23 protein-coding genes and 1 pseudogene are annotated in these 22,060 nt (G+C 70.2%); 13 read left to right on the top strand and 11 right to left on the bottom strand.

The window, feature by feature from the left end; genetic code table 11:
• Window positions 1-30: 30 nt before the first annotated feature.
• From E1202_RS05090 to E1202_RS05080, 3 genes and pseudogenes are all read right to left on the bottom strand, one after another.
• A pseudogene (locus E1202_RS05090) lies at window positions 31-540 on the bottom strand (M23 family metallopeptidase); the annotation flags it as partial.
• A 67-nt stretch (window positions 541-607) separates the two neighbouring features.
• Window positions 608-2,188 carry a glycoside hydrolase family 13 protein gene (locus E1202_RS05085; protein ID WP_132681389.1) on the bottom strand — a complete coding sequence of 527 codons (1,581 nt, stop codon included), beginning with the start codon at window positions 2,186-2,188 and terminating at the stop codon, window positions 608-610.
• Window positions 2,189-2,250: 62 nt separating this feature from the next.
• Window positions 2,251-3,270: a LacI family DNA-binding transcriptional regulator gene (locus tag E1202_RS05080; RefSeq protein WP_132681388.1), complete on the bottom strand. Its 1,020-nt coding sequence runs from the start codon at window positions 3,268-3,270 to the stop codon at window positions 2,251-2,253.
• Window positions 3,271-3,461: 191 nt separating this feature from the next.
• On the opposite strand from E1202_RS05080, the gene E1202_RS05075 reads away from it, so the two are divergent.
• The 5 genes from E1202_RS05075 (at window position 3,462) to E1202_RS05055 (ending at window position 8,346) form a co-directional block, all read left to right on the top strand.
• The gene (locus tag E1202_RS05075; RefSeq protein WP_132681387.1) at window positions 3,462-4,697 is read left to right on the top strand and encodes an extracellular solute-binding protein; all 1,236 of its coding nucleotides are present in this window, start codon (window positions 3,462-3,464) and stop codon (window positions 4,695-4,697) included.
• Window positions 4,698-4,699: 2 nt separating this feature from the next.
• Entirely contained in the window at window positions 4,700-5,617 is a 918-nt protein-coding gene (locus E1202_RS05070; protein ID WP_132681386.1) for a carbohydrate ABC transporter permease, read from the top strand.
• Complete coding sequence (locus E1202_RS05065; protein WP_132681385.1) at window positions 5,617-6,513, top strand: sugar ABC transporter permease; 897 nt, start codon at window positions 5,617-5,619, stop codon at window positions 6,511-6,513. The genes E1202_RS05070 and E1202_RS05065 overlap by 1 nt, the downstream gene beginning before the upstream one ends.
• A 125-nt stretch (window positions 6,514-6,638) precedes the next feature.
• Window positions 6,639-7,532, top strand: a complete 894-nt coding sequence (mmuM, locus tag E1202_RS05060; RefSeq protein ID WP_132681384.1) for a homocysteine S-methyltransferase — start codon at window positions 6,639-6,641, stop codon at window positions 7,530-7,532.
• A 52-nt stretch (window positions 7,533-7,584) separates the two neighbouring features.
• Window positions 7,585-8,346 (top strand): class I SAM-dependent methyltransferase, encoded by a 762-nt coding sequence (locus E1202_RS05055; protein WP_132681383.1) that lies wholly within the window; start codon window positions 7,585-7,587, stop codon window positions 8,344-8,346.
• A gap of 46 nt (window positions 8,347-8,392) precedes the next feature.
• Here E1202_RS05055 and E1202_RS05050 read toward each other — a convergent pair whose 3' ends face one another.
• The 3 genes from E1202_RS05050 to E1202_RS05040 all read right to left on the bottom strand — a co-directional run bounded on the left by E1202_RS05050 (window position 8,393) and on the right by E1202_RS05040 (window position 12,220).
• Complete coding sequence (locus E1202_RS05050) at window positions 8,393-9,568, bottom strand: YncE family protein (RefSeq protein ID WP_132681382.1); 1,176 nt, start codon at window positions 9,566-9,568, stop codon at window positions 8,393-8,395.
• A gap of 122 nt (window positions 9,569-9,690) precedes the next feature.
• On the bottom strand, window positions 9,691-11,139 hold the full coding sequence (locus tag E1202_RS05045) for an alpha-amylase (RefSeq protein WP_132681381.1): 1,449 nt from the start codon (window positions 11,137-11,139) through the stop codon (window positions 9,691-9,693).
• A 145-nt stretch (window positions 11,140-11,284) separates the two neighbouring features.
• A complete protein-coding gene (locus E1202_RS05040) occupies window positions 11,285-12,220 on the bottom strand; it encodes a carbohydrate kinase family protein (RefSeq protein ID WP_132681516.1) in 936 nt (311 codons plus the stop codon).
• Between the two features lie 155 nt (window positions 12,221-12,375).
• Between E1202_RS05040 and E1202_RS05035 the strand changes: the two genes are divergently transcribed.
• Window positions 12,376-12,591 (top strand): RNA-binding S4 domain-containing protein, encoded by a 216-nt coding sequence (locus E1202_RS05035; protein WP_132681380.1) that lies wholly within the window; start codon window positions 12,376-12,378, stop codon window positions 12,589-12,591.
• Window positions 12,592-12,650: 59 nt separating this feature from the next.
• Here E1202_RS05035 and E1202_RS05030 read toward each other — a convergent pair whose 3' ends face one another.
• Window positions 12,651-13,016 (bottom strand): HesB/IscA family protein, encoded by a 366-nt coding sequence (locus E1202_RS05030; protein WP_132620441.1) that lies wholly within the window; start codon window positions 13,014-13,016, stop codon window positions 12,651-12,653.
• A gap of 211 nt (window positions 13,017-13,227) precedes the next feature.
• Between E1202_RS05030 and E1202_RS05025 the strand changes: the two genes are divergently transcribed.
• Window positions 13,228-13,866 carry a DUF3043 domain-containing protein gene (locus E1202_RS05025; protein ID WP_132681379.1) on the top strand — a complete coding sequence of 213 codons (639 nt, stop codon included), beginning with the start codon at window positions 13,228-13,230 and terminating at the stop codon, window positions 13,864-13,866.
• 149 nt (window positions 13,867-14,015) lie between these two features.
• Window positions 14,016-15,155 (top strand): glycerol dehydrogenase, encoded by a 1,140-nt coding sequence (locus tag E1202_RS05020; protein ID WP_132681378.1) that lies wholly within the window; start codon window positions 14,016-14,018, stop codon window positions 15,153-15,155.
• 4 nt (window positions 15,156-15,159) lie between these two features.
• Here E1202_RS05020 and E1202_RS05015 read toward each other — a convergent pair whose 3' ends face one another.
• Window positions 15,160-15,579: a cytidine deaminase gene (locus E1202_RS05015; RefSeq protein WP_132681377.1), complete on the bottom strand. Its 420-nt coding sequence runs from the start codon at window positions 15,577-15,579 to the stop codon at window positions 15,160-15,162.
• Window positions 15,580-15,793: 214 nt separating this feature from the next.
• Between E1202_RS05015 and cobU the strand changes: the two genes are divergently transcribed.
• From cobU to cobS, 3 genes are read left to right on the top strand one after another with little or no spacing between them, the layout of a single operon-like run.
• Window positions 15,794-16,333 carry a bifunctional adenosylcobinamide kinase/adenosylcobinamide-phosphate guanylyltransferase gene (cobU, locus tag E1202_RS05010; RefSeq protein WP_235877715.1) on the top strand — a complete coding sequence of 180 codons (540 nt, stop codon included), beginning with the start codon at window positions 15,794-15,796 and terminating at the stop codon, window positions 16,331-16,333.
• 49 nt (window positions 16,334-16,382) lie between these two features.
• On the top strand, window positions 16,383-17,456 hold the full coding sequence (gene cobT / locus E1202_RS05005) for a nicotinate-nucleotide--dimethylbenzimidazole phosphoribosyltransferase (RefSeq protein WP_132681375.1): 1,074 nt from the start codon (window positions 16,383-16,385) through the stop codon (window positions 17,454-17,456).
• On the top strand, window positions 17,453-18,187 hold the full coding sequence (cobS, locus tag E1202_RS05000; RefSeq protein ID WP_235877713.1) for an adenosylcobinamide-GDP ribazoletransferase: 735 nt from the start codon (window positions 17,453-17,455) through the stop codon (window positions 18,185-18,187). Before cobT ends, cobS begins: the two co-directional genes overlap by 4 nt.
• A 4-nt stretch (window positions 18,188-18,191) precedes the next feature.
• On the opposite strand, the gene E1202_RS04995 is transcribed toward cobS, so the two are convergent.
• Window positions 18,192-19,112 (bottom strand): AraC family transcriptional regulator, encoded by a 921-nt coding sequence (locus tag E1202_RS04995; protein WP_132681374.1) that lies wholly within the window; start codon window positions 19,110-19,112, stop codon window positions 18,192-18,194.
• Between the two features lie 82 nt (window positions 19,113-19,194).
• Between E1202_RS04995 and E1202_RS04990 the strand changes: the two genes are divergently transcribed.
• On the top strand, window positions 19,195-19,611 hold the full coding sequence (locus tag E1202_RS04990) for a pyridoxamine 5'-phosphate oxidase family protein (protein ID WP_132681373.1): 417 nt from the start codon (window positions 19,195-19,197) through the stop codon (window positions 19,609-19,611).
• A 52-nt stretch (window positions 19,612-19,663) separates the two neighbouring features.
• Here E1202_RS04990 and E1202_RS04985 read toward each other — a convergent pair whose 3' ends face one another.
• Complete coding sequence (locus tag E1202_RS04985) at window positions 19,664-20,767, bottom strand: branched-chain amino acid aminotransferase (protein WP_132681372.1); 1,104 nt, start codon at window positions 20,765-20,767, stop codon at window positions 19,664-19,666.
• A 135-nt stretch (window positions 20,768-20,902) separates the two neighbouring features.
• Between E1202_RS04985 and E1202_RS04980 the strand changes: the two genes are divergently transcribed.
• Window positions 20,903-21,199, top strand: coding sequence for a hypothetical protein (locus E1202_RS04980; protein WP_132681371.1), 297 nt, complete (start codon window positions 20,903-20,905; stop codon window positions 21,197-21,199).
• Window positions 21,200-21,391: 192 nt separating this feature from the next.
• On the opposite strand, the gene E1202_RS04975 is transcribed toward E1202_RS04980, so the two are convergent.
• Window positions 21,392-22,057, bottom strand: a complete 666-nt coding sequence (locus E1202_RS04975; RefSeq protein ID WP_235877711.1) for a DUF402 domain-containing protein — start codon at window positions 22,055-22,057, stop codon at window positions 21,392-21,394.
• Between the last annotated feature and the right edge of the window lie 3 nt (window positions 22,058-22,060).

The following is a 22,060-nucleotide window of genomic DNA, read 5'->3' as shown; positions in this document are numbered from 1 at the left end:
GGCCGTTCTCATGCCCCCAGGGGGAAATCAGCAGTTGTTCTTGCTGGTGAAAGGGGTGTGGTCGTAGTACGGGACGGCCTTGCCGTTGAGGACGACCTTGCGGTCGGCGCCGTCGAGGATCTGCTCGTAGTGCAGGTGGGGGCCGGTGACTCCGCCGGTGGCGCCGGCCTCGCCGATCTTGCCGCCCGCCGACACCTTCTCGCCGACCGAGACGGCCTGGCTGGACAGGTGGGCGTAGCGGGTGCGCCAGCCGTTGCCGTGGTCGAGTTCGATCCACCGCCCGTAGCTGGTGTCGCCTTCGCTCTCCGACCTGGTCACGGTGCCTCCGGCGGAAGCGAGGACGGCCATGCCGGTGATGCCCTCGCGCTGGAAGTCGACCGAGTTGGCCGGGCTGTGCCCGCTGAAGGTGGCGGCGGTGACCTCGACGCCGCACTTGAAGGGCACCTGGAAGTTCGGCGCGGCGGACGCCGGCGCCTGGGAACCGACCACGGCGACGGCGGACAGCGCCGCCGCTGCCATGGTCGTTGCTAATCGTCGCATCATGCGAGTCACCTCCGTGTCGTTGGTCTCACATGCGACCACGGTCGTTCGGGCCGAAATAGACCCACTAGGACGATTCTTGGTTACTTCTTCCCGAACTCCCGAACTCCAGCCACGCGGTGGTGTTCGGCGGCAGCTCTCCCGTCCAGACCTCGGCGCCGTCGCTGCGGAGCAGCAGGTCACCGGGGAGGTCGAGGTTGACCGGGGTTTCGCCGAAGTTGGTGGCGCACGCGAAACCCGGCTCGCGGGCGAACGCCAGCACCTGGTCCGGAGCGTCCAACCAGGTCAACTCCCCGTCACCGAGCACGGCCAGTTCGCGGCGCAGCGCCAACGCCGAGCGGTAGAGGCTCAGCACCGAGCCCGGGGCGGCGCGTTGGGCCTCCACCGTGGACGACGCCCACTCCCGCGGCGCGGGGAGCCAGCTCCCGCCGGGACCGAAGCCGAACGGCGGCTCGTCACCGGACCACGGCAGCGGCACGCGGCAACCGTCGCGGCCGACATCGGTGCCGCCGGACCGGGTCCAGATCGGGTCCTGGCGAACCTCGTCTGGCAGGTCCAGCACCTCGGGCAACCCCAGCTCCTCGCCCTGGTGGACGTAGACCGAGCCGGGGAGAGCGAAGCTGAACAGCGCCGCCGCGCGGGCGCGCGACAGGCCGGGCTCGCCGTCGCCGTAGCGGGTCACCGGGCGCTGGACGTCGTGGTTGCCCAGCACCCACGTGGTGGTCGCACCGACTCGAGCGGTGGTGGCCAGGGATTCGGTGACGACCTTCCCGAACTCCCCCGCCGACCAGGGCGCCTCCAGCAGCGCGAAGTTGAACGCCTGGTGCAGCTCGTCGGGCCGGACGTAGCGGGCCAACCGCTCCTGGGTGGACGCCCACGCCTCGGCGACGCCGATCCGCCCGCCAGGGTAGGTGTCGAGCAGCGCGCGCCAGTCGCGGTAGATCTCGTGCACCTCGTCCTGGTCGAAGTACGGCAGTTCTCCCTTGCCCAGCAGGGAGATCTGCTCGCTGCGACCGGTGTCGGGCAGGTCGGGGTGCTTGATCATGCCGTGCGCGACGTCGATGCGGAACCCGTCGACGCCGCGGTCCAGCCAGAACTCGAGCACCTTGCGGAAGTCCGCGCGCACCTGCGGGTTCCGCCAGTTCAGGTCCGGCTGTTCGGGTGCGAACAGGTGCAGGTACCACTGCCCGTCGGGCAGCCGGGTCCAGGCCGGGCCGCCGAAGATCGATTCCCAGTCGTTCGGCGGCTCGTCGCCGCGGCCCTCGCGGAACAGGTAGCGGTCGCGCTCGGCCGAACCCGGTTGGGCGGCCAGAGCTTCGGCGAACCACGCGTGCTGGTCGGAGGTGTGGTTCGGGACGACGTCGACCAGCACGCGCAGACCGGCGTCGTGGGCCTGGGCGAGCAGGGCGTCGAAGTCGCCGAGGTCGCCGAAGAGCGGGTCGACGCCGCAGTGGTCGGCGACGTCGTAACCGCCGTCGGCCATCGGCGAGGGGTAGAACGGGGTCAGCCAGATCGCGTCGACGCCCAGCTCCACGAGGTGCGGCAGTCGCTCCCGCGCTCCGGCGAGGTCGCCGATCCCGTCGCCGTCGCCGTCGGCGAAGCTGCGCACGTAGATCTGGTACACCACGGCGTCACGCCACCAAGACATGCTGCTCCCTTTCCGGAGTGCGGGCGGTTCTGGTCTGAACCGGCCGGGCAGGACTTCGAGCGTCAACGCTCCCGAGTGGACTCCCGGACGATCAGGCTGGGCCGGAACATCCGGCTGAAGCTGGTCGAGCCGCGCTCGTCGCCGTCGGGGTCGAGCTGGCGCACGAGCTCGTCGACGGCGGCGACGGCCATGTCGCGGATGGGCTGGGCCAGGGTCGTCAGCGCCGGTTGGCAGTAGGCGGCCAGCGGGATGTCGTCGAAGCCGACCACCGAGATGTCCTCCGGCGTGCTCAGCCCGCGCCTCTTGGCCTCCGCCATCGCGCCCAGCGCCATCACGTCCGACGAGCACAGCACCGCCGTGGGCTGCGGACCGCCGAGCAGCCGCGACATCGCCTCGGCACCGCCTTCGGCGGAGAACGAGCCGTGCGCGACGAGTTCGGCGGCCGGTTCGACGCCGGCTTCCTCCAGGGCCGCGGCCCAGCCCGCGCGCTTGAGCCGGGACGGCAGCGCGCGCGACGGGCCGCTCACGAAGCCGATGCGGCGGTGCCCCAGCTCCAGCAGGTGCCGCGCGGCGGTGTGGCCGGCGAGGTGCTCGTCGACGGTGATGTCGGGGACGTCCAAGCTCGGGGCGCCGCCGTTGACGAACACCATCCGGACGCCCTCGGCCAGCTCCTCGTAGTAGCCGCGGGTGCGGCGCTCATCGTTGTCCGGGTTGGCGATCTCCGGCGACACGAAGATCATGCCCTCGACGCCGCGCGCCTGGAGCATCTGGACGTACTCCCGCTCGCTCATCGCCGCGCGCGTGTTGCACAGCAACGAGGCGTAACCCGCTTGCGAGGCACGGCTTTCCAGCGCTTCGGCGAAGGCGGGGAACACCGGGTTGGACAGCTCCGGCACCAGCAGACCGATCACTCCCGTGCGCCGCAGGGCGCCGACGCCCCGGGCGGTGTGCGGCAGCTGGTTGAGCACGTCGAGCACGCGTTGCCGGGTCTCCTCGGCGATGCCGGACTTGCGGTTGAGCACGCGGCTCACCGTGGACACGCTCACCCCGGCCGCTTCCGCGATCTCGGCCAGACCCGCCAACGCCGGACTCCTCCCACTCCGATGGTTCTCGACACGATACTGCACGGCTTAGCAACAATTTGCAATGAGTTGCCGGTACCCGTTGCCGGAATCTGTCCACTTCTGCTCGAACACCTTGACTGGCATCACGATCTGGGTATGCAATCTAATGCCAGTCGTTTGCAAAAAATTGCACAACAGGAGGTCTGGAAATGAGACCCAAGGCCACGGTCATCGCTGCCCTGGGCCTGGTCGGAGCCCTCACACTCACCGGGTGCGGCGGTTCGACGGGCGATGCGAACCAGGTCGTGTACTGGGACACCAGCGGATCGGCGGAAAGCGCGGTGTTCAGCGAAGTCGCCCAGGAGTGCGGCCGCACCGGCGGCTACCAGGTACGAGTGGAGACGGTGTCCTTCGACCAGGCGCTGAACAACTACAAGACCGCGGCGCAAGGCGGGCAGGGCCCGGACGTGCTGCGCGCCGACGTCGGCTGGGTCTCGCAGCTCGCGCAGGCCGGCCTCATCCAGGACCTCTCCGGCACGCCGCTGGCCGCCGGCACCGACGACTTCCTGCCGAACACGCTGGAATCCACGAAGTTCGAGGGCAAGACCTACGCCGTTCCGCAGGTCACCGACGCGCTCGCGCTGTTCTACAACAAGCGCAAGCTCGACGCCGCCGGCGTGGAACCGCCGCAGAACTGGGACGAGCTCAAGGCCATCGCCCCGAAGCTGGGCGGCGAGAACGCCCTGTTCCTCAACAACGACGAGTACTACGCGCTGCCGTTCGTCTACACGCACGGCGGTGACCTGGTGAACCCCGACGCGCGGATGATCACCGTCAACTCCCCGGAGACCGTGCGCGGCGTGCAGGTCGCCAAGGACCTGCTCGACGCCAAGGCCGCCCGCACCTCCCTCGACCAGCCCAACTCCTACACCAGCATGAAGACCGCGTTCACCACCGGCGAGACGGCCATGGTCATCGACGGCCCGTGGGCGGTCTCGGAGTTCACCGCCTCCCCGGAGTTCGCCGACCCCGCCAACCTGGGCATCGCACCGGTTCCCGGCTCGGCGACCCCGTCGCCGGTGGGAGGCCACGACTACGTGATCCGGCAGGGCAGCGACGCGCCCGAGGCCTCGCAGAAGTTCGTCGCCTGCATGAGCAGCACCGCCGGACAGGCGAAGATCGCCGCGGAGCTGGGTCTGCTGCCCACCCGCAAGTCCGCCTACGACGACCCGGCGGTGGCGGCCAACCCGATCGTCACCGCGTTCCGCCCGCTGGCGGCGACCACGCACAGCCGCGCGTGGATCCCGCAGAACAGCGAGCTGCTGGAGCCGCTGCAGACCGCCTACGGCGACGTCCTGTCCGGCCGCAAGCAGACCCGGGCGGCGCTGGACGAGCTGGCGCAGACCTACCAGTCCACGATCCTCACCGACTACGCGAAGCGCTGATCATGCGGGACTTCCTCGCCCGGTACCGGTTCGGATACGCGATGGTGCTGCCGGTGGTCGCGGTCCTCGCGCTGCTGGTCGTGCTGCCGCTGCTGCAGGGCGTGTACTTCGGGTTCACCGACATCAACGACACCACCATCGCCAACCCGGTCCTGGACCGCGAGGCGCGCTACTCCTTCGTCGGCTGGGACAACTACCTCAACGTGCTGTCCGGCTCGGCGGCGTTCGGCTCGTTCTGGGCGACGCTGGTGCGCACCGTGATCTGGACCTTCGCGTGCGTGGTCTGCCACTACGGCATCGGCCTGGGCCTGGCGATGCTGCTCAACCGGCGGATGCGCGGGCGCGGGCTGTACCGGGTGCTGCTGATCCTGCCGTGGGCGGTGCCGGTGTTCATCAGCGCCTTCGCCTGGCGGTACCTGCTCAACGCGGACTACGGCCTGGTCAACTGGGTGCTGGAGACCCTCGGGCTGCCCGGTCAGGTGTGGCTCGGGCAGTCGGACCTGGCGCTGGTGTCGGTGATCGCGGTCAACGTGTGGCTGGGCGTGCCGTTCATGATGGTCGCCCTGCTCGGCGGGCTGCAGGCCATCCCGTCGGACCTCTACGAGGCCGCCGAGATGGACGGGGCCACGCCCTGGCAGCGGTTCGTCAACGTGACGATGCCCGGCCTGCGCCCGGTGTCGAGCAGCGTGGTGCTGCTCGGGGTGATCTGGACGTTCAACATGTTCCCGGTCATCTACCTGATCACCGGCAACAACCCGCACACCCGGATTCTGGTGACCTACGCCTTCGAGCGGTTCTTCTCCGGCGCGACCAGGGATTACGCCATCGCCTCCACCTACGGCGTGCTGATCCTGTCGGTGCTGCTGGTCTTCGCCGCGATCTACCGCCGCGCGATGGCGCGGCAGGGAGAGGAGCTCTGATGAGCATCGACGCAGCGTCCCTGCGGGCGTCCTCGGCCGCCGCTCGCCCGCGCGGCCGGGGCCGCCGCTCGACCCTGGCGAGCATCGGGTTGCACGGCGCGCTGAGCGCGGCGTCGCTGATCGCGGTGTTCCCGGTGTTCTGGGTCGTGGTGGTGTCGTTCAAGCCGGACGCGAAGGCGATCGAGGCGACGCCGTCGCTGGTCAACGACTCCAGCCTGGACAACTACGCCGACGTGCTCACCGGCGCGAAGGGCTCGTTCCTGGCGTGGTTCGGCAACTCGGTGCTGATCGCGGCGCTGACCACCGTGCTCGGCGTGCTGCTGGCGGCGACCACCGCCTACGCGCTGAGCCGGTTCCGGTTCCCCGGCAGGCACTGGCTGCTGCTGTCGTTCCTGGTCGTGCAGATGTTCCCGTTCGCGGTGCTGATCGTGCCGCTCTACAACATCCTGCTCAAGCTGGGGTTGCAGGGCAGCGCGCTCGGACTGGTGCTGGTCTACTGCAGCACCGCGATCCCGTTCTGCACGTTCATGCTCAAGGGTTACTTCGACGGCATCCCGGCCGACATCGACGAGGCCGGGCGGGTCGACGGGCTCTCACCGCTCGGCGTGTTCTGGCGGCTGGTGCTGCCGCTGGCCCGCCCGGGCCTGGCGGTGACCGGCTTCTACTCGTTCATCGTCGCCTGGAGCGAGGTCGCCTTCGCCTCGGCGTTCCTGTCGGCCACCGACGAGTCCAAGACGCTCGCGGTCGGTCTGCAGGTCTTCGTCCAGCAGAACCGGGCGGAGTGGGGTCACCTCGCGGCGGCGTCGGTGCTGGTCGCGATCCCGGCGGTGATCGTGTTCTACGCCGTGCAGCGCTTCCTGGTCTCCGGGCTGGCGGCGGGCAGCGTGAAGGGCTGAGCCGTTCGAACTTCGCGCGAAGTTCGAGTCCGGAGTTCCGGGGTCGAACTTCGCGCGACATTCGGATCTCCCCACGCCGGGTTTCAAGGGGGTCCGCCCTCCGGAACACCACTACGCTGGACGGCATGCAGGGATTCAGGGTCGATCGACCGCTGGTGCTCGACGGCGGGTTAGCCACGGAGCTGGAGGCGATGGGGCACGAGCTCACCGACGCGCTGTGGTCGGCACGCCTGCTGGCCGATGCCCCGGAGGAGATCGTCGCCGCGCACGCCGCCTTCTACCGGGCGGGCGCCGACATCGCCACCACCGCCAGCTACCAGGCGTCGTACGAGGGCTTCGCCGAGCGCGGTCTCGACCGCGCCGGTGCCGAGCGGCTGCTGCGCCGCAGCGTCGAGCTGGCGCGGCTGGCCGGTGAGGTCGAGCCCGGCGAGCACCGGTGGGTCGCCGCCTCCATCGGCCCGTACGGCGCGACCCTGGCCGACGGCTCCGAATACCGGGGCGACTACGGGCTGACCCAGCACGAGCTGCGGGAGTTCCACCTGCCGCGCTTGGAGACGCTGGCCGATGCCGCCCCGGACATCCTCGCGCTGGAGACCATCCCGGACGTCGAGGAAGCCGAGGTCCTCGTCGAAGCCGTCGCCGGCCTGGGAGTGCCGGCGTGGCTGTCGTTCACCGTCGACGGCGACCGCACCCGCGCCGGCCAACCGCTCGCCGACGCCTTCGCCCTGGCCGGATCCGACGCGATCCACGCGATCGGCATCAACTGCTCGAATCCCGAGGACGTCCTGCCCGCGCTCGAAACCGCCCGGGCCGCAACGGGAAAGCCGCTCGTCGCCTACCCCAACAGCGGCGAGGGGTGGGACGCCGAGCACCACGCCTGGACCGGCGATCCCCGCCTGTCTCCGCGCCAGGCCCGCCAGTGGCGCGCAGCCGGCGCCATGCTCGTCGGCGGCTGCTGCCGGGTGCGCCCCGAAGACATCACCGCAGTCGCGGAAGCCCTCCTCGACCCGGAGAGCTGACCCGGCGCCAAACCGGTGGTGCTCCGGCGCGGTGTTGGGCACCGTGGTCGTCATGAGTGATGTCGGAATCACCGACGACGAACCGGAATTCGATGCCGAGGGCCTGTTCGACGACGACTACCTGCACTTCTACGGCCCGCTGATCGACGAGCGCACCCAGGCCGAATCGGAGTTCGTGCGGCGGCTGCTCGGGGTCTCACCGGGCGATGAGGTCCTGGACCTGGCCTGCGGGCACGGCAGGCTGTCCAACCGGCTGGCCGCGATGGGCTGCCGTGTCACCGGCTCGGACAACTCCGCCACATTCCTGCGACGCGCCCGCGCGGATGCCGCCGAGCTCGGCGTGGAGGTCACCTACGTCGACGGGGACATGCGAGAGCTTCCCTGGCAGGAGCGCTTCGACGCGGTGCTGAACTGGTTCACCGCCTTCGGCTACTTCTCCGACTCGGGCAACCGCCGGGTGCTCTCGGAGGTCCATCGCGCGCTGCGGCCGGGCGGGCGATTGGTGATGGAGCTGAACGACGTCGTCGAACTGCTCCCCCGCTACCGTTCCCAGGTGGTGCACGAGGTCGGCGACGACATGATGATCGACCACCACCGCTTGGACCCGCTGACCATGCGCTCGATCGTCGAGCGGGTGGTGGTCCGGGGCGGCCGGGTTCGCCACGTCCCGCACGCTGTGCGCATGTTCACCGCGCCGGAGCTGCGCGGCTGGCTGCACCAGGCGGGTTTCACCGACGTCGCGTTCCGCGGTGAGGACGGCGAAGCCCTCGGCACCGGGCACCGCCGCATGATCGCGCTCGCCACCCGGGCATGAGGGCGGGGGTGGAAGTCCCTGTCGGCACCTCCACCCCCTTCCACGCTCAGCCGTGCAGGACCGAGGTGGGGACCGCGTAGCCGCGGACTCGTTGCGGGTGGTCACCGACGGGGATGCGGGCCGTCTCCTCGGTGCCGTTGAAGTCGACCACCGAGATGTCGTCGCTGTCGCTGTTGGACAGGAAGCAGTACTGGCCGTTGGGGCTGGTCGCGGCCCAGTACGGCTTCTTGCCGACCGGGACGATGGCGTCGGTGGTCAGCGACGGGACCGACACGATGGCCGCGTAGTCCGAGATCGTGCCCGCGTCGCACAGCTTGGTGCCGTCGGCGTTGGCGCTGAGGCCGTGGTGCGCGGAGTCCAGCGGGTAGTCCTCGCGCTTCATCTGCTGCGCGTCCTCGGACAGCGGCAGGTGCACGGTGCGGGTGACCCGCTTCTCCTCGAGGCTGTACTCGACGAAGCCGTTGTGGAACGACAGCTGCGCGTACATCGTCTTGCCGTCGGGGGTCACCAGGAACGGGCGGATGCCGACGCCGAAGTCGATGGTGTCGCGGACCTGCTGGGTCTCGGCGTCCACGATGGTCAGCTGCCGCTTGCCCTTGAGACCGTCCAGCGCCGGGTCGTCGGGCATGACCACGCGGCCGATGGTGGCGTTGTACAGCGTCTTGCCGTCGGCGGAGTAGCGGTTCTCGTGCGGGAAGTCGCCGGTCGGGAAGCTGCCGGTGACCGAGCCGTCGGCGGGGTTGAGCAGCTGCACGATGTTGGCGGTGGTCGCCGAGACCGCCAGTTCGGTGCCGTCCGGGGACAGCGCCATGTGGTCGGATCGGTAGCCCTCGACGGGAGTGCGCCAGACCTGCTCGCCGGTGGCGATCTCGTAGGCGGCCACGTCGCCGAGGCTGGGCCGCGAGACGTACATGGTCTTGCCGTCCGGGGAGACCGCGATGTCGTCGACCAGCTGGTCATGACCCTCACCCGCGGTTTCGCGGATGATCAGCATCGCCGCGTGCTGGTCCGGGGTCATCTCGCGCACCCGCTGGTCGAGGTCCGGGACCACATTGATGCGCTGGTACTTGTCGAAGTCGGCGGCGTCGAGAAGATCGACGGTGCCGTCCCAGTTGTTGCCGACGAACATCACGTCGCGCCGCTCGTCAGCGGTCGCGGAGGCCGGTACCGCCGCGAGCGCGATGAGCGCTGCCGCGCCTATCGCCCAAATCCTGTGTCGCATCCGAATCGCCCTTCCTGCCCACGTGGGATCAACCCCCCCAACGAACATGAGATCAATTCGGATATGCCCGGCGCGCAGGAGTTCGGCAAATGCAGCCGAACAGCCCACGTGCCGGGCATCGATCAGCCGAGCTTTGCTCCGGCGTGCAGCGCGACACCGGAGTTCGCCGGCACGGTCGCGGTGAACTTCCCGTCCTCACCGACCTCGACGGTCTGGCCGGTGCAGGAACCGTTCGAGAGCTCACCCGACATCACGTCGCAGTAGCTGCCCGCGGGCAACGAGGTCTGGAAGGCCTGCGAGAGCTCCCCTCCTTCGCGGTTGATCGCCACGAAGCCCTTGTCCTGACGACCGAACGCGATCTGGCCGCCGCCGTTGTCCCACCAGTCGGTGAGCGGGGCGCCCTGGACCGCGTTGTGGAACCCGGTCATCCCGGCGATGATCGGCCGCCGGTGCTCGCACACCCACGCCGGGTCGTCGCAGCTCGCGGGCTTGGTCGTGCCATCGGCCTCCGCGGGCGGGCCCTGCTCGGAGTTGTCGAAGGCGAAGCTCGAGATCAGCTGCGGCGTGCCGTAGGGGTAGGCGAGTTCGAAGCCCACCGCCAGGTCGTAGGCCGTGCCGTCCTTGTAGGTCAGCGTCGGCGAACTGCGCTGGGTGTCGTGGTTGTCGATGAACACCACGGCCTGATCGGCGGGCAGCGGCATCTCGTCGGTGAAGCCGTCGAGCTGCTCCAGCGAGCCGTTCTTGAACGCGTCGCTGACCTTGCCCTGGTAGGCGAACTCGGTGACGTCACCGTTGCCGGCGTACTCCCCCGCCGTGGTCGTGGAGTCGGCGATGACCTCCTGGAACACGTAGGGCTTCTGGCCCGTTCCGGGAACGGTGTTGAGCCCGCCGAAGATCGCGCCGATGTCCTCCGGCGGCATGTGCTTGACCCCGTCCACCCGGAACCCGGACACGCCCAGGCTGATCAGGTCGTTGAGGTACTTGATCTCGGACTGGCGGACCCAGTCGCTCTCGGTCTTGAGGTCGGCGAGCCCCACGAGCTCGCAGTTGCGGACCTCCCACTTGTCGTTGTAGTTGGCGATGTCCCTGCGGCAGTCGTGGAAATCAGCGTCCGAATAGGTCCCGGGGTAGTCGTACTTGGTGAACTCCGAACCCGCGCTGCCCGGGTGGTCGCCGTCGGAACCGGCCATGTGGTTGACCACGGCGTCGGCGTAGATGTGCACGCCTGCGTCGTTGCAGGTCTTGACCATGTTGGCGAACTGCTCGCGGTTCCCGCGGCGGGTTTCGAGCTGGTAGCTGACCGGCTGGTAGTCCTGGTACCAGGGGTGACCGGCCTCGGGGAGCACGACGTGCTCCTGCGGCGGCGACACCTGGACCGCGCCGAACCCCTTCGGACCCAGGAAGTTCGTGCACTCACTCGCGACCGAATCCCACGGCCACTGGAACATCTGGATGATCGGCCCGGCCACGGGGGCGGTGGCCGGCGCCGGAGCGCGTTCCTGGCCGAACGCGGCGGGCACCAGGGCGGTGCCGACCACGGTCGCGGCCAGCGCTAGCACCGTTAATCGCATCGACATTCTCCTTCGCATCTCCTGCGATGAGCGAACGCCTACGATCACATTTTCTTGCGCAGGTAAAGTCAATACGCCAACGGAACCAGCAATTCACCAGCAATAACACTTCGCAATTTTTTGCAAGAATTGCGACTCGCGGGGCCTATCCGAGCGGTAGCGCGGCGGTGACCTCGGCCGCGGCGTCCTCTCCGTAGGTCTCGGCGAAGCGCTTGCGGGCGCGGCCGTGGTCGAGGGTCCACTCCTGCGTCCCGGTCACCTCGAGCACGTGCACCGCGATCAGCGAGCCGAGCTGCGCGGCCCGCTCCAGAGACAGCCCGCTCTCGACGGCGGCGAGGAAGCCGGCGCGGAAACCGTCACCGACACCCGTCGGGTCGGCGCGGGCCACCTCGGGAACGGCGGGCACCTCCAGCCGCTGACCGTCGCGCTCGACGACCTCCGCCCCGTCTGCTCCGAGCGTGGTGACGCGGACGCCGACCACCGACCGCACGTCGTCCTCGCTCCAGCCGGTCTTCTGCAGCAGCAGACCCCACTCGTAGTGGTTGGTGAACAGGTAGTCCGCGCCCTCGACCATCCGCCGGACCTCCTCGCCGCTCAGCCGCGCGAGCTGCTGCGACGGGTCGCTGGCGAAGCGGTAGCCGCGGTGCCTGCACTCGTCGGCGTGCCGCAGCATGGCCTTGGGGTCGTTCGGGCTGATCAGCACCAGGTCGACGTCGCGCTCGGCGAGCACCGGAGCCAGTTCGATGTTGCGCGCCTCGGACATCGCCCCCGCGTAGAAGGAGGCGATCTGGTTGAAGGCCTGGTCGGTGGTGCACACGAACCGCGCGGTGTGGGCGTACTCGGAGACGTGGACACCACCGCAGTCCACCCCGTTGCGCTCCAGCCACGACCGGTAGTCGGCGAAGTCCTCGCCCACGGCACCCACCAGCACCGGACGCCTGCCGAGCACTCCGAGCGCGAAGGCGATGTTGGCCGCCGCACCGCCCCGCCGCACCACCAGGTCGTCGACGAGGAAGCTCAGCGAGACCTGCTGCAGGTTGTCGGCGACGAGCTGGTCGGTGAACTTGCCGGGGAAGTGCATCAGGTGGTCGCTGGCGATGCTTCCGGTCACTGCGACTGACACAGCGCGCCTCCAATTCACTACGGACGGTGACGGAAAATTCGAGAGTAGCGCTCTCGACGACCACTGGTCGTGCCCCCACGCCGCGACCGGGGGCGGCGGCAGACAATGGGGGCATGCGCGAAGTGGAGATCTCCGACGACATGATCCGGCTGGGTCAGCTGCTCAAGCTGTCCGGGCTGGTCGAGCACGGCGCCGAAGCCAAGGACGTGCTCGAAGAGGGCCTGGTCATGGTCAACGGCGCGGTGGAGACCCGCCGCGGCCGCCAGCTCGTCGACGGCGACGAGATCGTGCTCGACGACGAGATCGTCCGCGTCGTCAGCGCGGCCTGAACAGCAACGAGGCCGGCACCCGAGCGGGTGCCGGCCTCGTTGTCAGAACGGGTTGCTCGTCAGTGGAACGAGTCGCCGCAGGCGCACGATCCGCCGGCGTTGGGGTTGTCGATCGTGAAGCCCTGCTTCTCGATGGAGTCGACGAAGTCGATGACCGCGCCCTCCACGTACGGGGCGCTCATCCGGTCGACGACCACGCCGAGGCCCTCGAAGTCGCGGCGCGCGTCGCCGTCGAGGCTGCGCTCGTCGAAGAAGAGCTGGTAGCGCAGACCGGCGCAGCCACCCGGCTGCACGGCGATGCGCAGGTGCATGTCGTCGCGACCCTCCTGGTCCAGCAGGGCCTTGGCCTTCTGGGCAGCAGAGTCGGTCAGCGTGACACCGTGGGCAGGCGCCTCGGTCTCGGTAACAGTGTTCGGGGCGGTCATGGACACTCCCTCGTGGTCTCGCTCTCCGATTCCGGCGTGACGTTCAACCACGACCGGATCCGGGGTATTCCCGCGGGCGAACCCGGGGACGTTGTTGTCTCCTCCCTACATGGTGGCACAAGCACGGCCGGATCAGGTGTGACGTGGTAGGCGCGGGACGAACCGGACGGTCTCCTGCAAGCCCGTTCGACGCGTCGAATAACCTGGAGGGGTGAGGTTCCTTCGCCGCAGCAACGCTGAGCAGACCGCAAGCACGGACTCCGAGAACGACGCAGAGCAGTCCGCGGAGGAGCGCGCGCAGAATCACACCCCCAAGAAGGGGAAGCCGACGCCCTCGCGGCGCGAGGCCGAGGGCAGGCGGCGCGGCCCGGTCCCGCCGCCGCCGATGACGCAGCGCGAGGCGGTCAAGCGCTCCCGGGGCAACAAGGACGAGCGCCGCAAAGCCGCCACCGAGCGCCGCGAGCGCATGATGCAGGGCGACGACCGCTACCTGATGCCGCGCGACAAGGGCCCGGTCCGCGCCCACGTCCGCGACCTGGTCGACACCCGCAGGCACCTGATGGGCCTGTTCATGCCGCTGGTGCTGATCGTCTTCGCCACCACGCTGGCGCAGAACATGCTCATCCAGCAGTACGCGACGCTGTTCTGCCTGGCCCTGCTGATCATGATGGTCGTCGAGGGCACGCTGCTGGGCCGCTACGTCAACAAGCGGGTCCGCGCCAAGTTCCCGGACCACAAGGACCGGCCGTTCTCGCTGGGCTGGTACGCCTTCACCCGCGCCATGCAGATCCGCAAGCTCCGCGTCCCCCGCCCCCGCTACACACCCAAGGACATCGCCAAGATCGGCTGATCCCGAGCTTCGAGAAGCGCCTCGCTCGTTCGTGAGCGAGGCGCTTTTTCGTGCCGTCTCAAGATGAGACACGCTCACCCTGCAGCCGCGCGTGCACCGCTCCTACGCTCGGCCGATCCATCGCCTCGTGGCCCGAAGGAGCGGCAACCATGACGATCCGCACGATGATCAGCCCCGGCCGGTACGTCCAGGGCACAGGAGCGATCCACCAGCTCGGTCACCACCTCGCCCAGCTGGGTTCCACGCCGCTGCTGGTCGCCGACGGCGTGGTGTGGGGGTTCGTCGGCCACGACGTCGAGGCATCGCTGACCGAGGCCGGGCTCCCGGTCGACCGGCGGGACTTCGGCGGGGTGCCGAGCGCGAAGGAGGTGGACCGGCTCGTCGGCGAGATCACCTCGTCCGGCGCCGACGTCGTGGTCGCGATCGGCGGCGGCAGCACGATCGACGCGGTGAAGGCCGCCGGGCACCTCGCGGGGATCCGCTGGGCCAACGCGCCCACCGTGGCCTCGACGGACGCCCCGTGCAGCGCCCTGTCCGTGATCTACACCGAGGACGGCGAGTTCGAGGCGTACCGGTTCTTCCCGCGCAACCCCGACCTGGTCCTGGTCGACTCGCAGGTCGTCGCCAACGCCCCCGCGGAGTTCCTGATCGCCGGTGTCGGCGACGCGCTGGCCACCTGGCTGGAGGCGCGCGCCACCTCCCGGTCGGGCTCGAAGACGATGGCCGGGGGCCTGCCCACGCTCACCGGCACCGCGCTGGCGAAGCTCAGCTGGGACGTCCTGTGGGAGAACGCGCTGCCGGCCATCGACGCGGTCCGCGACCACCAGGTGACCCCGGCGGTGGAGAAGGTCATCGAGGCCAACACGCTGCTCTCCGGCCTCGGCTTCGAGTCGGGCGGACTCGCTGCGGCCCACGCGATCCACAACGGCCTGACCTCGGTCGCCGCCACGCACGGCCTCGCACACGGCCAGAAGGTCAACCTCGGCTCAGTCGCCCAGCTGGTCCTGGAAGGCGCCACCCCGGGCGACCTGCGCGAATTCATCGAGTTCACCACGGCCGTCGGCCTGCCCACCACCCTCACCGAGGTCGGCATCCGCCCCGACGACACCGACTCGGTGCGCGCCGTGGCCACCGCAGCAACCGCCGAAGGCGAAACGATCCACTCGATGCCCTTCGAGGTCACCGCGGACGACGTCGCCGCAGCCCTCACCTCCATCGACCGCCACGCGACCCGAATCCGCGAGAACGCCCACCTCCCCGCACCAGTCCCCTACACCGCGAAGCACTAGCGGTTCAGGTCCAGCCGGGCACGTCCTCCGGGAAGGCGCTCGCGACCCAGTAGTGCGGTAGCGCCTCCCGCAGCGTCACCCACCGGATCGCGGTCGGGACCGAGGACGCGGGGACGGCCACGAGCACGTCGGGGCCGTGACCCGCGAGGCGCTCGCGGCAGATCCCGCACGGGCTGAGGACGAGGTGTCTGCCGTCCTCGGCCCGGTGCAGGCACACCGAGGCCACGATCCTGCGATCGAGCCGGAACGCCGCGCAGTAGGGCTCCACCTCGTGGCACAGCGTCGCGCCGGCGTTGAGGAAGTCGGGGCTCGACCCGGTCAGGATCGCGCCGTCGTCCAGCAGCACGGCGGCGGCTCCCCTCGCCTCACCCGCGATGAGCCGCCGGCACTCCCCCGCGGTCGCCTCCAGATCAGCGCTCAGCATCCCGGCACCCTCCTCGGCCGCGGCCAACCGCCTGGATTCTCGCCGACGACGGTCACCCGCGGGCGGTTGCGGTCCGAACCGTCCACGATCGACGTCCGATATGCCCGGTCAGTTCGGACCGAAACCGCCTCCGCTGAGCGCGGGCACCACTGGGCCGGCTGGGGCGGTTCCTCCTCCGGGTACGGTCTCGGCGGTTGTTGAGCGGGAGGTTTTCGTGCGGTCGTTGGTGCTGGGTGGGGCTCGGTCCGGGAAGTCGGCGCATGCCGAGGGGTTGGTGCCCGAGGACGCTGCGGTGACCTACGTGGCCACCGCGCGGCGGGATCCGTCGGACGGCGAGTGGAACGAGCGGATCGCCAAGCACGTGGCGCGGCGGCCGGACCGCTGGCGGACCGTGGAGGCGCCGGACTCCGATTCGCTGCGGCGGGTTCTGGCCGAGGCCGCCGCAGGCGACCCCGTGCTGGTGGACGATCTGGCCACCTGGCTGACCGGGGTGCTCGACGACGCGGGGGCCTGGGAGCGCGATCCTGCGGCGTTGGACGTCGTCGCATCGCACTGCGACGCGCTGGTCGAGGCCGTGGCGGCGAGCGCCGGGCGCGTCGTGCTGGTGTCGGCGGAGGTCGGCCTCGGCGTCGTGCCCGGAACCCGGTCTGGAAGGCTGTTCCGGGACGAGCTCGGCTCGCTCAACGCCCGGTTGGCGGCGGTGTGCGACGAGGTGCTGCTGCTGGTCGCCGGATGTCCGCTGCGGATCCGGTGACCGGCCACGAACCCTGCTGAGCTGCGGTTTTTGAACACGGAGGTTTCGCTTGCCCACCGAACAGAACGACCCCGGCACGATCGAGTTCCCGCCCGTTCCCGCACCCGACGAGCAGGCATCCCGGGAAGCCGTGGCGCGGCAGGCGCAGTTGACCAAGCCGGCCGGGTCGCTGGGACGGCTGGAAGAGCTCGGCGTGTGGTTCGCCGCGCGGCAGGGCGTGTGCCCGCCGCACCCGCCCGCGCGCGCCCGCGTGGTCGTCTTCGCAGGTGACCACGGCATCGCCCAGCACGGCGTGTCGGCCTACCCGCCCGAGGTGACCGGCCAGATGGTCAGCAACTTCCTCTCCGGCGGCGCGGCGGTCAACGTGCTTGCCTCGCACGCCGGAGCGACCGTGCGCGTGGTGGACATGTCGGTCACCGTCGACACCCCGCCGGTGGTCAGCGCGCACAAGGTGCGGCGCGGCTCCGGAGCGATCGATCGCGAGGACGCGCTGACCGACGAGGAGGTCCGGGCCGCCGTCCAGGCCGGGCGGACGATCGCCGACGAGGAGGTCGACTCCGGGGCCGACCTGCTCATCGCCGGGGACATGGGCATCGGCAACACCACCCCCGCCGCCGTGCTGATCTCGCTGCTCACCGGCACCGAACCGGTCGCCGTCGTCGGGCGCGGCACCGGCATCGACGACCAGGCGTGGATGCGCAAGACCGCCGCGATCCGCGACGCGCTGCGCCGGGCCCGCAAGGTGCACAACGACCCGATCGCGCTGCTGCGCACCGCCACCGGCGCCGACATCGCCGCGCTCGCGGGCTTCCTCGCGCAGGCCGCCGTGCGCAAGACCCCGGTGATGCTGGACGGAGTCGTCGTCGGAGCGGCGGCGCTGGTCGCCGAGGAGCTCGCTCCCGGGGCCAGGCAGTGGTGGCTGGCCGGGCACCGGTCCGCCGAACCGGGCGGCCCGCTGGTGCTCCAGCACCTCGACCTGGAGCCGGTGCTGGACATGCGGCTGCGGCTCGGCGAAGGTTCTGGCGCGCTCACGGCGCTGCCGGTGCTGACCGCCGCGGTGAAGGTGCTCGGCGAGATGGCCACGTTCGACGAAGCCGGCGTCGCCGGAGAGGCCGGGGCGTGACCGACGGTCTGCGGCTGGCGGTGTCCTGGCTGACGGTGCTGCCGTGGCCCGCGAGGCAGGTCGACGACCGCGCGTGTCGGCAGGCGATCTCCTTCGCACCGCTGGTCGGGGCGCTGGTCGGCGGCGCCGGGGCGCTGGTGCTGTGGGGGTTGAGCTCGCTGGGCGCTCCCCCGCTGCTCGCGGGCTTGCTCGTGGTGGCGCTGCTGGTGCTGGTCACTCGGGGCATGCACGTGGACGGCCTGGCCGACACCGTCGACGGGCTCGGCTGCTACGGGCCCCCGGAACGCGCGCTGCAGGTGATGCGGGACGGCGGCGCCGGACCGTTCGCGGTGGTCGCGCTGATCCTGGTGATCGGCGTGCAGGCGGTCAGCATCGGCGCGCTCGCTGAGATCCCGTGGGTGCTGGTGCCGGCCTGCGTCACCGGTCGCGCGGCGTTCGTGCTCTGCTGCCGCAGCGGCCTGCCGTCGGCTCGTCCGGAGGGCATGGGTGCGCTGGTCGCCGGGAGCCAGCCGCTGTGGCTGGTGATCGCCTGGTGGCTCGCGGCGACGCTGTCCGCCGCGCTGATCAGCCCGGCAGCGGCGGTGTCCGTCCTCGTCGCCGCGGGCGTGCTCGTGCTGTTCACCAGGCACGTCCGCCGTCGCTTCGGCGGGATCACCGGCGACGTCCTCGGTGCGGCCTCGGAGCTCGCGACGACCGTCGCCCTGGTGGGCACGACTCTCGGGCAGTTCTAGGCCCTCAGGTCGCGCGGCGGTGGGCGCTCGGCGTCGTGCCGCGGATGCGCTTGAAGGCGGCGCTGAAGGTGAAGGGATCGGCGTAGCCGACGACATGAGCGATCTCGCCGATGGTCGCCGCCTCCCGCTCGGTCAGCAGGTCCGCCGCGAGGGTCATGCGCCAGCGGGTGAGGTAGGTCAGCGGCGGTTCACCGACCAGATCGGTGAACCGCTTGGCCAGCGTCGAGCGCGACACCCCGATGCGCCCGGCGAGGCCCGCGACCGTCCACGACGTCGCCGGTTCCGCGTGCAGCAGGCGCAGCGCCTCGCCCGCGACCGGGTCCCGCTGGGCCTCCCACCAGGCCGGGGGTTCACCGCCGGGCCGGTCGAACCACTCGCGCAACGTGCAGACGAGCATCCAGTCCAGCAGCCGGTCGAGCACCAACTGCTGGCCCGGCGCGTCCACCGCCACCTCGGCGGCGAGGTGGTCGAGCACCGGATCACCCGTGCCGCCCGACTCGACGCGCAGCACGACCGGCAGGGCCTCCAGCAGCCGGCGGCTGATCTCGCCGCGCAGCGGGTAGGCGCCGACGATCAACGTCGTCCCGCTCCCCTGACCCGGGTCGTGCCAGCCGATCCGGTGCCGTGTGCCGCCCAGCTCGGGAGTCGCGCAGAACTCGCCGCACGCCAGCGGTCGTGCCGAGGTCCCGATCTCGTCGACGAAGGTGAACGTCTCAGGTCCGCGGACCACGACCGTGTCGCGGTCCCGCAGCGGTTCGGGCTCGCCGCGCTCGGGCACGATCCAGCCCTGCCCGTCGAGGACGGTGCACAGGGTCAGCGGTGCTCCGTCCACGAAGTGCAGCGACCACGGCGGGGTCAGCGTCGAGCTGCCGAACAACGAGCCCTGGGCCCGCAGCCCTCGGAAGAGGTCACCGAACGCGTCCACGCCATCGACGTTAGACGATGACGCAGGTGGTCCGGCTTTTCACCCATGGATGCGTCCAGGATCGCAGCGTTGAATCGACGGCATGAGCACGCTGAACGCCCAGGACCTCGAACTCCTCCGCCGCCCGCTCCACGGCTTCCTTTCGGTGGCCGCCGGCCCGACCCCGCCGCAGCCCCGGCCGGTGTGGTTCGAGGTCACCGTCGAGGGCACGATCGAGCTGTTCACCGACCCGGCCTCGCCCAAGGTCGAGCGCCTGCGACGCGATCCCCGGGCGTCGCTGATCGTCGCCGCTCCCGCGACCGAGCGCGAACGCTGGGTGTCGATCGCCGGCCGCACCTCGGTGGAAACCGGCGGGGCGCCCGAGCTGGTGGAACGCCTCGCCGACCGGTACTGGGACCTCGACGACCCGGCCCGCGCGCACGACCTCGCCGGACTCCGCGCCGGGACCTGGTTCCGCATCGTCCTGCACCCGGACAAGGTCACCCGCCTCGACTTCTAGGCACGACGACGCCCCCTGCGTCAACCGCAGGGGGCGTCGGTCGATCAGGTGCTCAGCCGAGCTTGGTCATCCAGCCGTGGGTGTCCTCGACCGTGCCGTACTGGATCGCGGTCAGGCGCTCGCGGAGCTTCATCGTGACCTCGCCGGGGCGGCCGTCGGCGACGCCGAACTCGCCGTCGCGGTGCTTGACGTGGCCGACCGGGGTGATCACCGCGGCGGTGCCGCAGGCGAAGACCTCGGTGAGCTCGCCGGAGGTGGCCGCCTTCTCCCACTCCTCGACGGTGATCTTGCGCTCCTCGACCTGCATGCCGAGCTCCTTGCCCAGCTCCAGCAGCGAGGACCGGGTCACGCCGGGCAGCAGGCTGCCGCTCAGCGCCGGGGTCACCAGCTTCGCGTCGGCACCGGAGCCGAGCACGAAGAACAGGTTCATGCCGCCCATCTCCTCGACCGTGTGCCGGTCGCAGGCGTCCAGCCAGACGACCTGGTCGCAGCCCTGCTCGACGGCCTGCGCCTGCGCCAGGAACGACGCCGCGTAGTTGCCCGCGAACTTGGCGGCGCCGGTGCCGCCGGGAGCGGCGCGCACGTACTCGTGGCTCAGCCACACCGTCACCGGCTTCACGCCACCGGCGAAGTAGGAGCCGGCCGGCGAGGCGATCAGCGAGTACAGGTAGGTCTTCGACGGGTGGTTCACGCCCAGGCCGATCTCGGTGGAGACCATGAAGGGCCGCAGGTACAGCGAGCTCTCACCAGTGCTGGGCACCCAGTCGCGATCCACCGCGACCAGCTCGCGCAGCGATTCGAGGAACAGCTCCTCGGGCAACTCCGCCATCGCGATCCGGTTCGCGGAGCTGCGGAAACGGCGGGCGTTGGCGTCCGGGCGGAACGCCGCGATCGAGCCATCGGGCTGGCGGTAGGCCTTGAGCCCCTCGAAGATCGCCTGCGCGTAGTGCAGGACCGACGTCGCCGGGTCGAACTCCAGCGTGTGGTACGCCTCGAGGCGGGCGTCGTGCCAGCCCTGGTCCTCGGACCACTTGATCGTCACCATGTGGTCGGTGAAGAACTTGCCGAACCCGGGATTGCCCAATACCTCCGCGCGGCGCTCGGCTGAGGCCGGTTGCGGGTTGGGGGTCCGGGTGAAAGACAGTTCTCCGTTCATGCGCGTACGGTATCGCGTGCGCTGGAGCAGTGAAAACCGGCTTGGCGTCAGTTGGTCATCCAAGTATCCGGCCGTTGCCAAACGGACGCGGAGATTCTGCTGATTCCTCCGCGGCGCGCGACATATGATGGGGCCATGACGCAGGCCCAGAACACCCCCGCGCCGCAGCCCACCTCGGTCCCGCAGGACGTCCGCGCAGGTGTGCTGGCCGGCCTGATGCCGTTCGGCGCGGGCATGTTGCTCACCCTCGGCTACGCCTGGATCGGCGTGTTCGGGGTCGTCCTGGCGGCGATCGGGGCCGCGGGCTGGGCCTTCTGGTGGCGCAACAAGTACCAGCAGTGGTTCCCGCAGCAGGTGACCACCGGCTCGGTGGTCGGCACGACCGTCGTGGTCGCGGTGATCACCCTTCTGCTGTTCATCTCGATCAGCTGACTTTTCGTTCGTTCCAACCATCTTGCTGAGCGGTGCGAGCAGGGGAACCTGAGCGGCTCCGTGGACTCCGTGCGCCGCTCCTGATGTGCCAATACACGGCGTCCCGGTGTACTCGCCACGAAACCGCTCAGAACCACCGGCGGTGCAAGCTGCGAGGGTGGTGACAGGAGAAAGCGGCTGACGCCGCTTGAATCAGCTGAGCAGGTGCGCGGGGAGCTTCGGGACGGACCAGGACGGGTCCGGGCGGGCGTCGCAGTAGGTGCCGTCGAAGGGGAACGCGCCGTCCTTGGCCAGGGAGATCATCTCCTCGCCTTCAGCGCGCAGCTTCGCCAGTTCGGCGTGGTCGAAACGGCCTGCGGCCAGCGCGTCATCGAGCTCGTCCTCGTCCTTCCAGGACCAGCTGCCGTCCGCCATGACCTCGACGTCCAGGACGCCGTCGACCCGCCGCACGCCGTATTCATCCCGGCCGCGCGGGATTTCGAGATTGACGTACCAGTTCCGGAATTCCCCGCTCGGCTTGAAGAACCACCACACCGACGACCACCGGCTCTCGTGGACCAGCCGCAGCGTCGAGGTGCCGCGCCAGGTCGACAGCGCGGGCACGCGCGGTCCGGAGAACCGCTCCGCGAGCGGCAATTCCCGCGGGTGCCGCCCGTCCGGGGAGGTCGTGGTCCGGACCGGGGTGTCCGGCAGCACCCAGCACAGCAGCTCATCGCCGTCGTCGGAGACGACGCGAGCCGGGTGCACGTTCCCGAGCGAGCCGTCCAGGCGCCAGAAGCTGTAGAGCACCTCGTCGCCCGAGGACCACTGGTAGCGCTGAGAATTCCAGGTCATCTCGTCCACAATCGAGTTGGGCATGAC

This window comes from Saccharopolyspora karakumensis (assembly GCF_004349225.1).
Classification (GTDB): Bacteria; Actinomycetota; Actinomycetes; order Mycobacteriales; family Pseudonocardiaceae; genus Saccharopolyspora; species Saccharopolyspora endophytica.
This window is presented reverse-complemented; position numbering and strand designations above follow the sequence as displayed.

Bases quoted from the DNA above. Each gene is read 5' to 3' on its own strand.
- E1202_RS05065 (WP_132681385.1), top strand. From the start codon at position 5,617: ATGAGCATCGACGCAGCGTCCCTGCGGGCGTCCTCGGCCGCCGCTCGC.
- E1202_RS05040 (WP_132681516.1), bottom strand. From the start codon at position 12,220: ATGCACTTCCCCGGCAAGTTCACCGACCAGCTCGTCGCCGACAACCTG.
- E1202_RS04990 (WP_132681373.1), top strand. From the start codon at position 19,195: ATGAGCACGCTGAACGCCCAGGACCTCGAACTCCTCCGCCGCCCGCTC.
- E1202_RS05045 (WP_132681381.1), bottom strand. From the start codon at position 11,139: ATGCGATTAACGGTGCTAGCGCTGGCCGCGACCGTGGTCGGCACCGCC.
- E1202_RS04975 (WP_235877711.1), bottom strand. From the start codon at position 22,057: ATGCCCAACTCGATTGTGGACGAGATGACCTGGAATTCTCAGCGCTAC.
- E1202_RS05030 (WP_132620441.1), bottom strand. From the start codon at position 13,016: ATGACCGCCCCGAACACTGTTACCGAGACCGAGGCGCCTGCCCACGGT.
- E1202_RS05020 (WP_132681378.1), top strand. From the start codon at position 14,016: ATGACGATCCGCACGATGATCAGCCCCGGCCGGTACGTCCAGGGCACA.
- mmuM (WP_132681384.1), top strand. From the start codon at position 6,639: ATGCAGGGATTCAGGGTCGATCGACCGCTGGTGCTCGACGGCGGGTTA.
- E1202_RS04980 (WP_132681371.1), top strand. From the start codon at position 20,903: ATGACGCAGGCCCAGAACACCCCCGCGCCGCAGCCCACCTCGGTCCCG.
- E1202_RS05075 (WP_132681387.1), top strand. From the start codon at position 3,462: ATGAGACCCAAGGCCACGGTCATCGCTGCCCTGGGCCTGGTCGGAGCC.
- E1202_RS05050 (WP_132681382.1), bottom strand. From the start codon at position 9,568: ATGCGACACAGGATTTGGGCGATAGGCGCGGCAGCGCTCATCGCGCTC.
- E1202_RS05085 (WP_132681389.1), bottom strand. From the start codon at position 2,188: ATGTCTTGGTGGCGTGACGCCGTGGTGTACCAGATCTACGTGCGCAGC.
- E1202_RS05055 (WP_132681383.1), top strand. From the start codon at position 7,585: ATGAGTGATGTCGGAATCACCGACGACGAACCGGAATTCGATGCCGAG.
- E1202_RS05035 (WP_132681380.1), top strand. From the start codon at position 12,376: ATGCGCGAAGTGGAGATCTCCGACGACATGATCCGGCTGGGTCAGCTG.
- E1202_RS04985 (WP_132681372.1), bottom strand. From the start codon at position 20,767: ATGAACGGAGAACTGTCTTTCACCCGGACCCCCAACCCGCAACCGGCC.
- E1202_RS05015 (WP_132681377.1), bottom strand. From the start codon at position 15,579: ATGCTGAGCGCTGATCTGGAGGCGACCGCGGGGGAGTGCCGGCGGCTC.
- E1202_RS05070 (WP_132681386.1), top strand. From the start codon at position 4,700: ATGCGGGACTTCCTCGCCCGGTACCGGTTCGGATACGCGATGGTGCTG.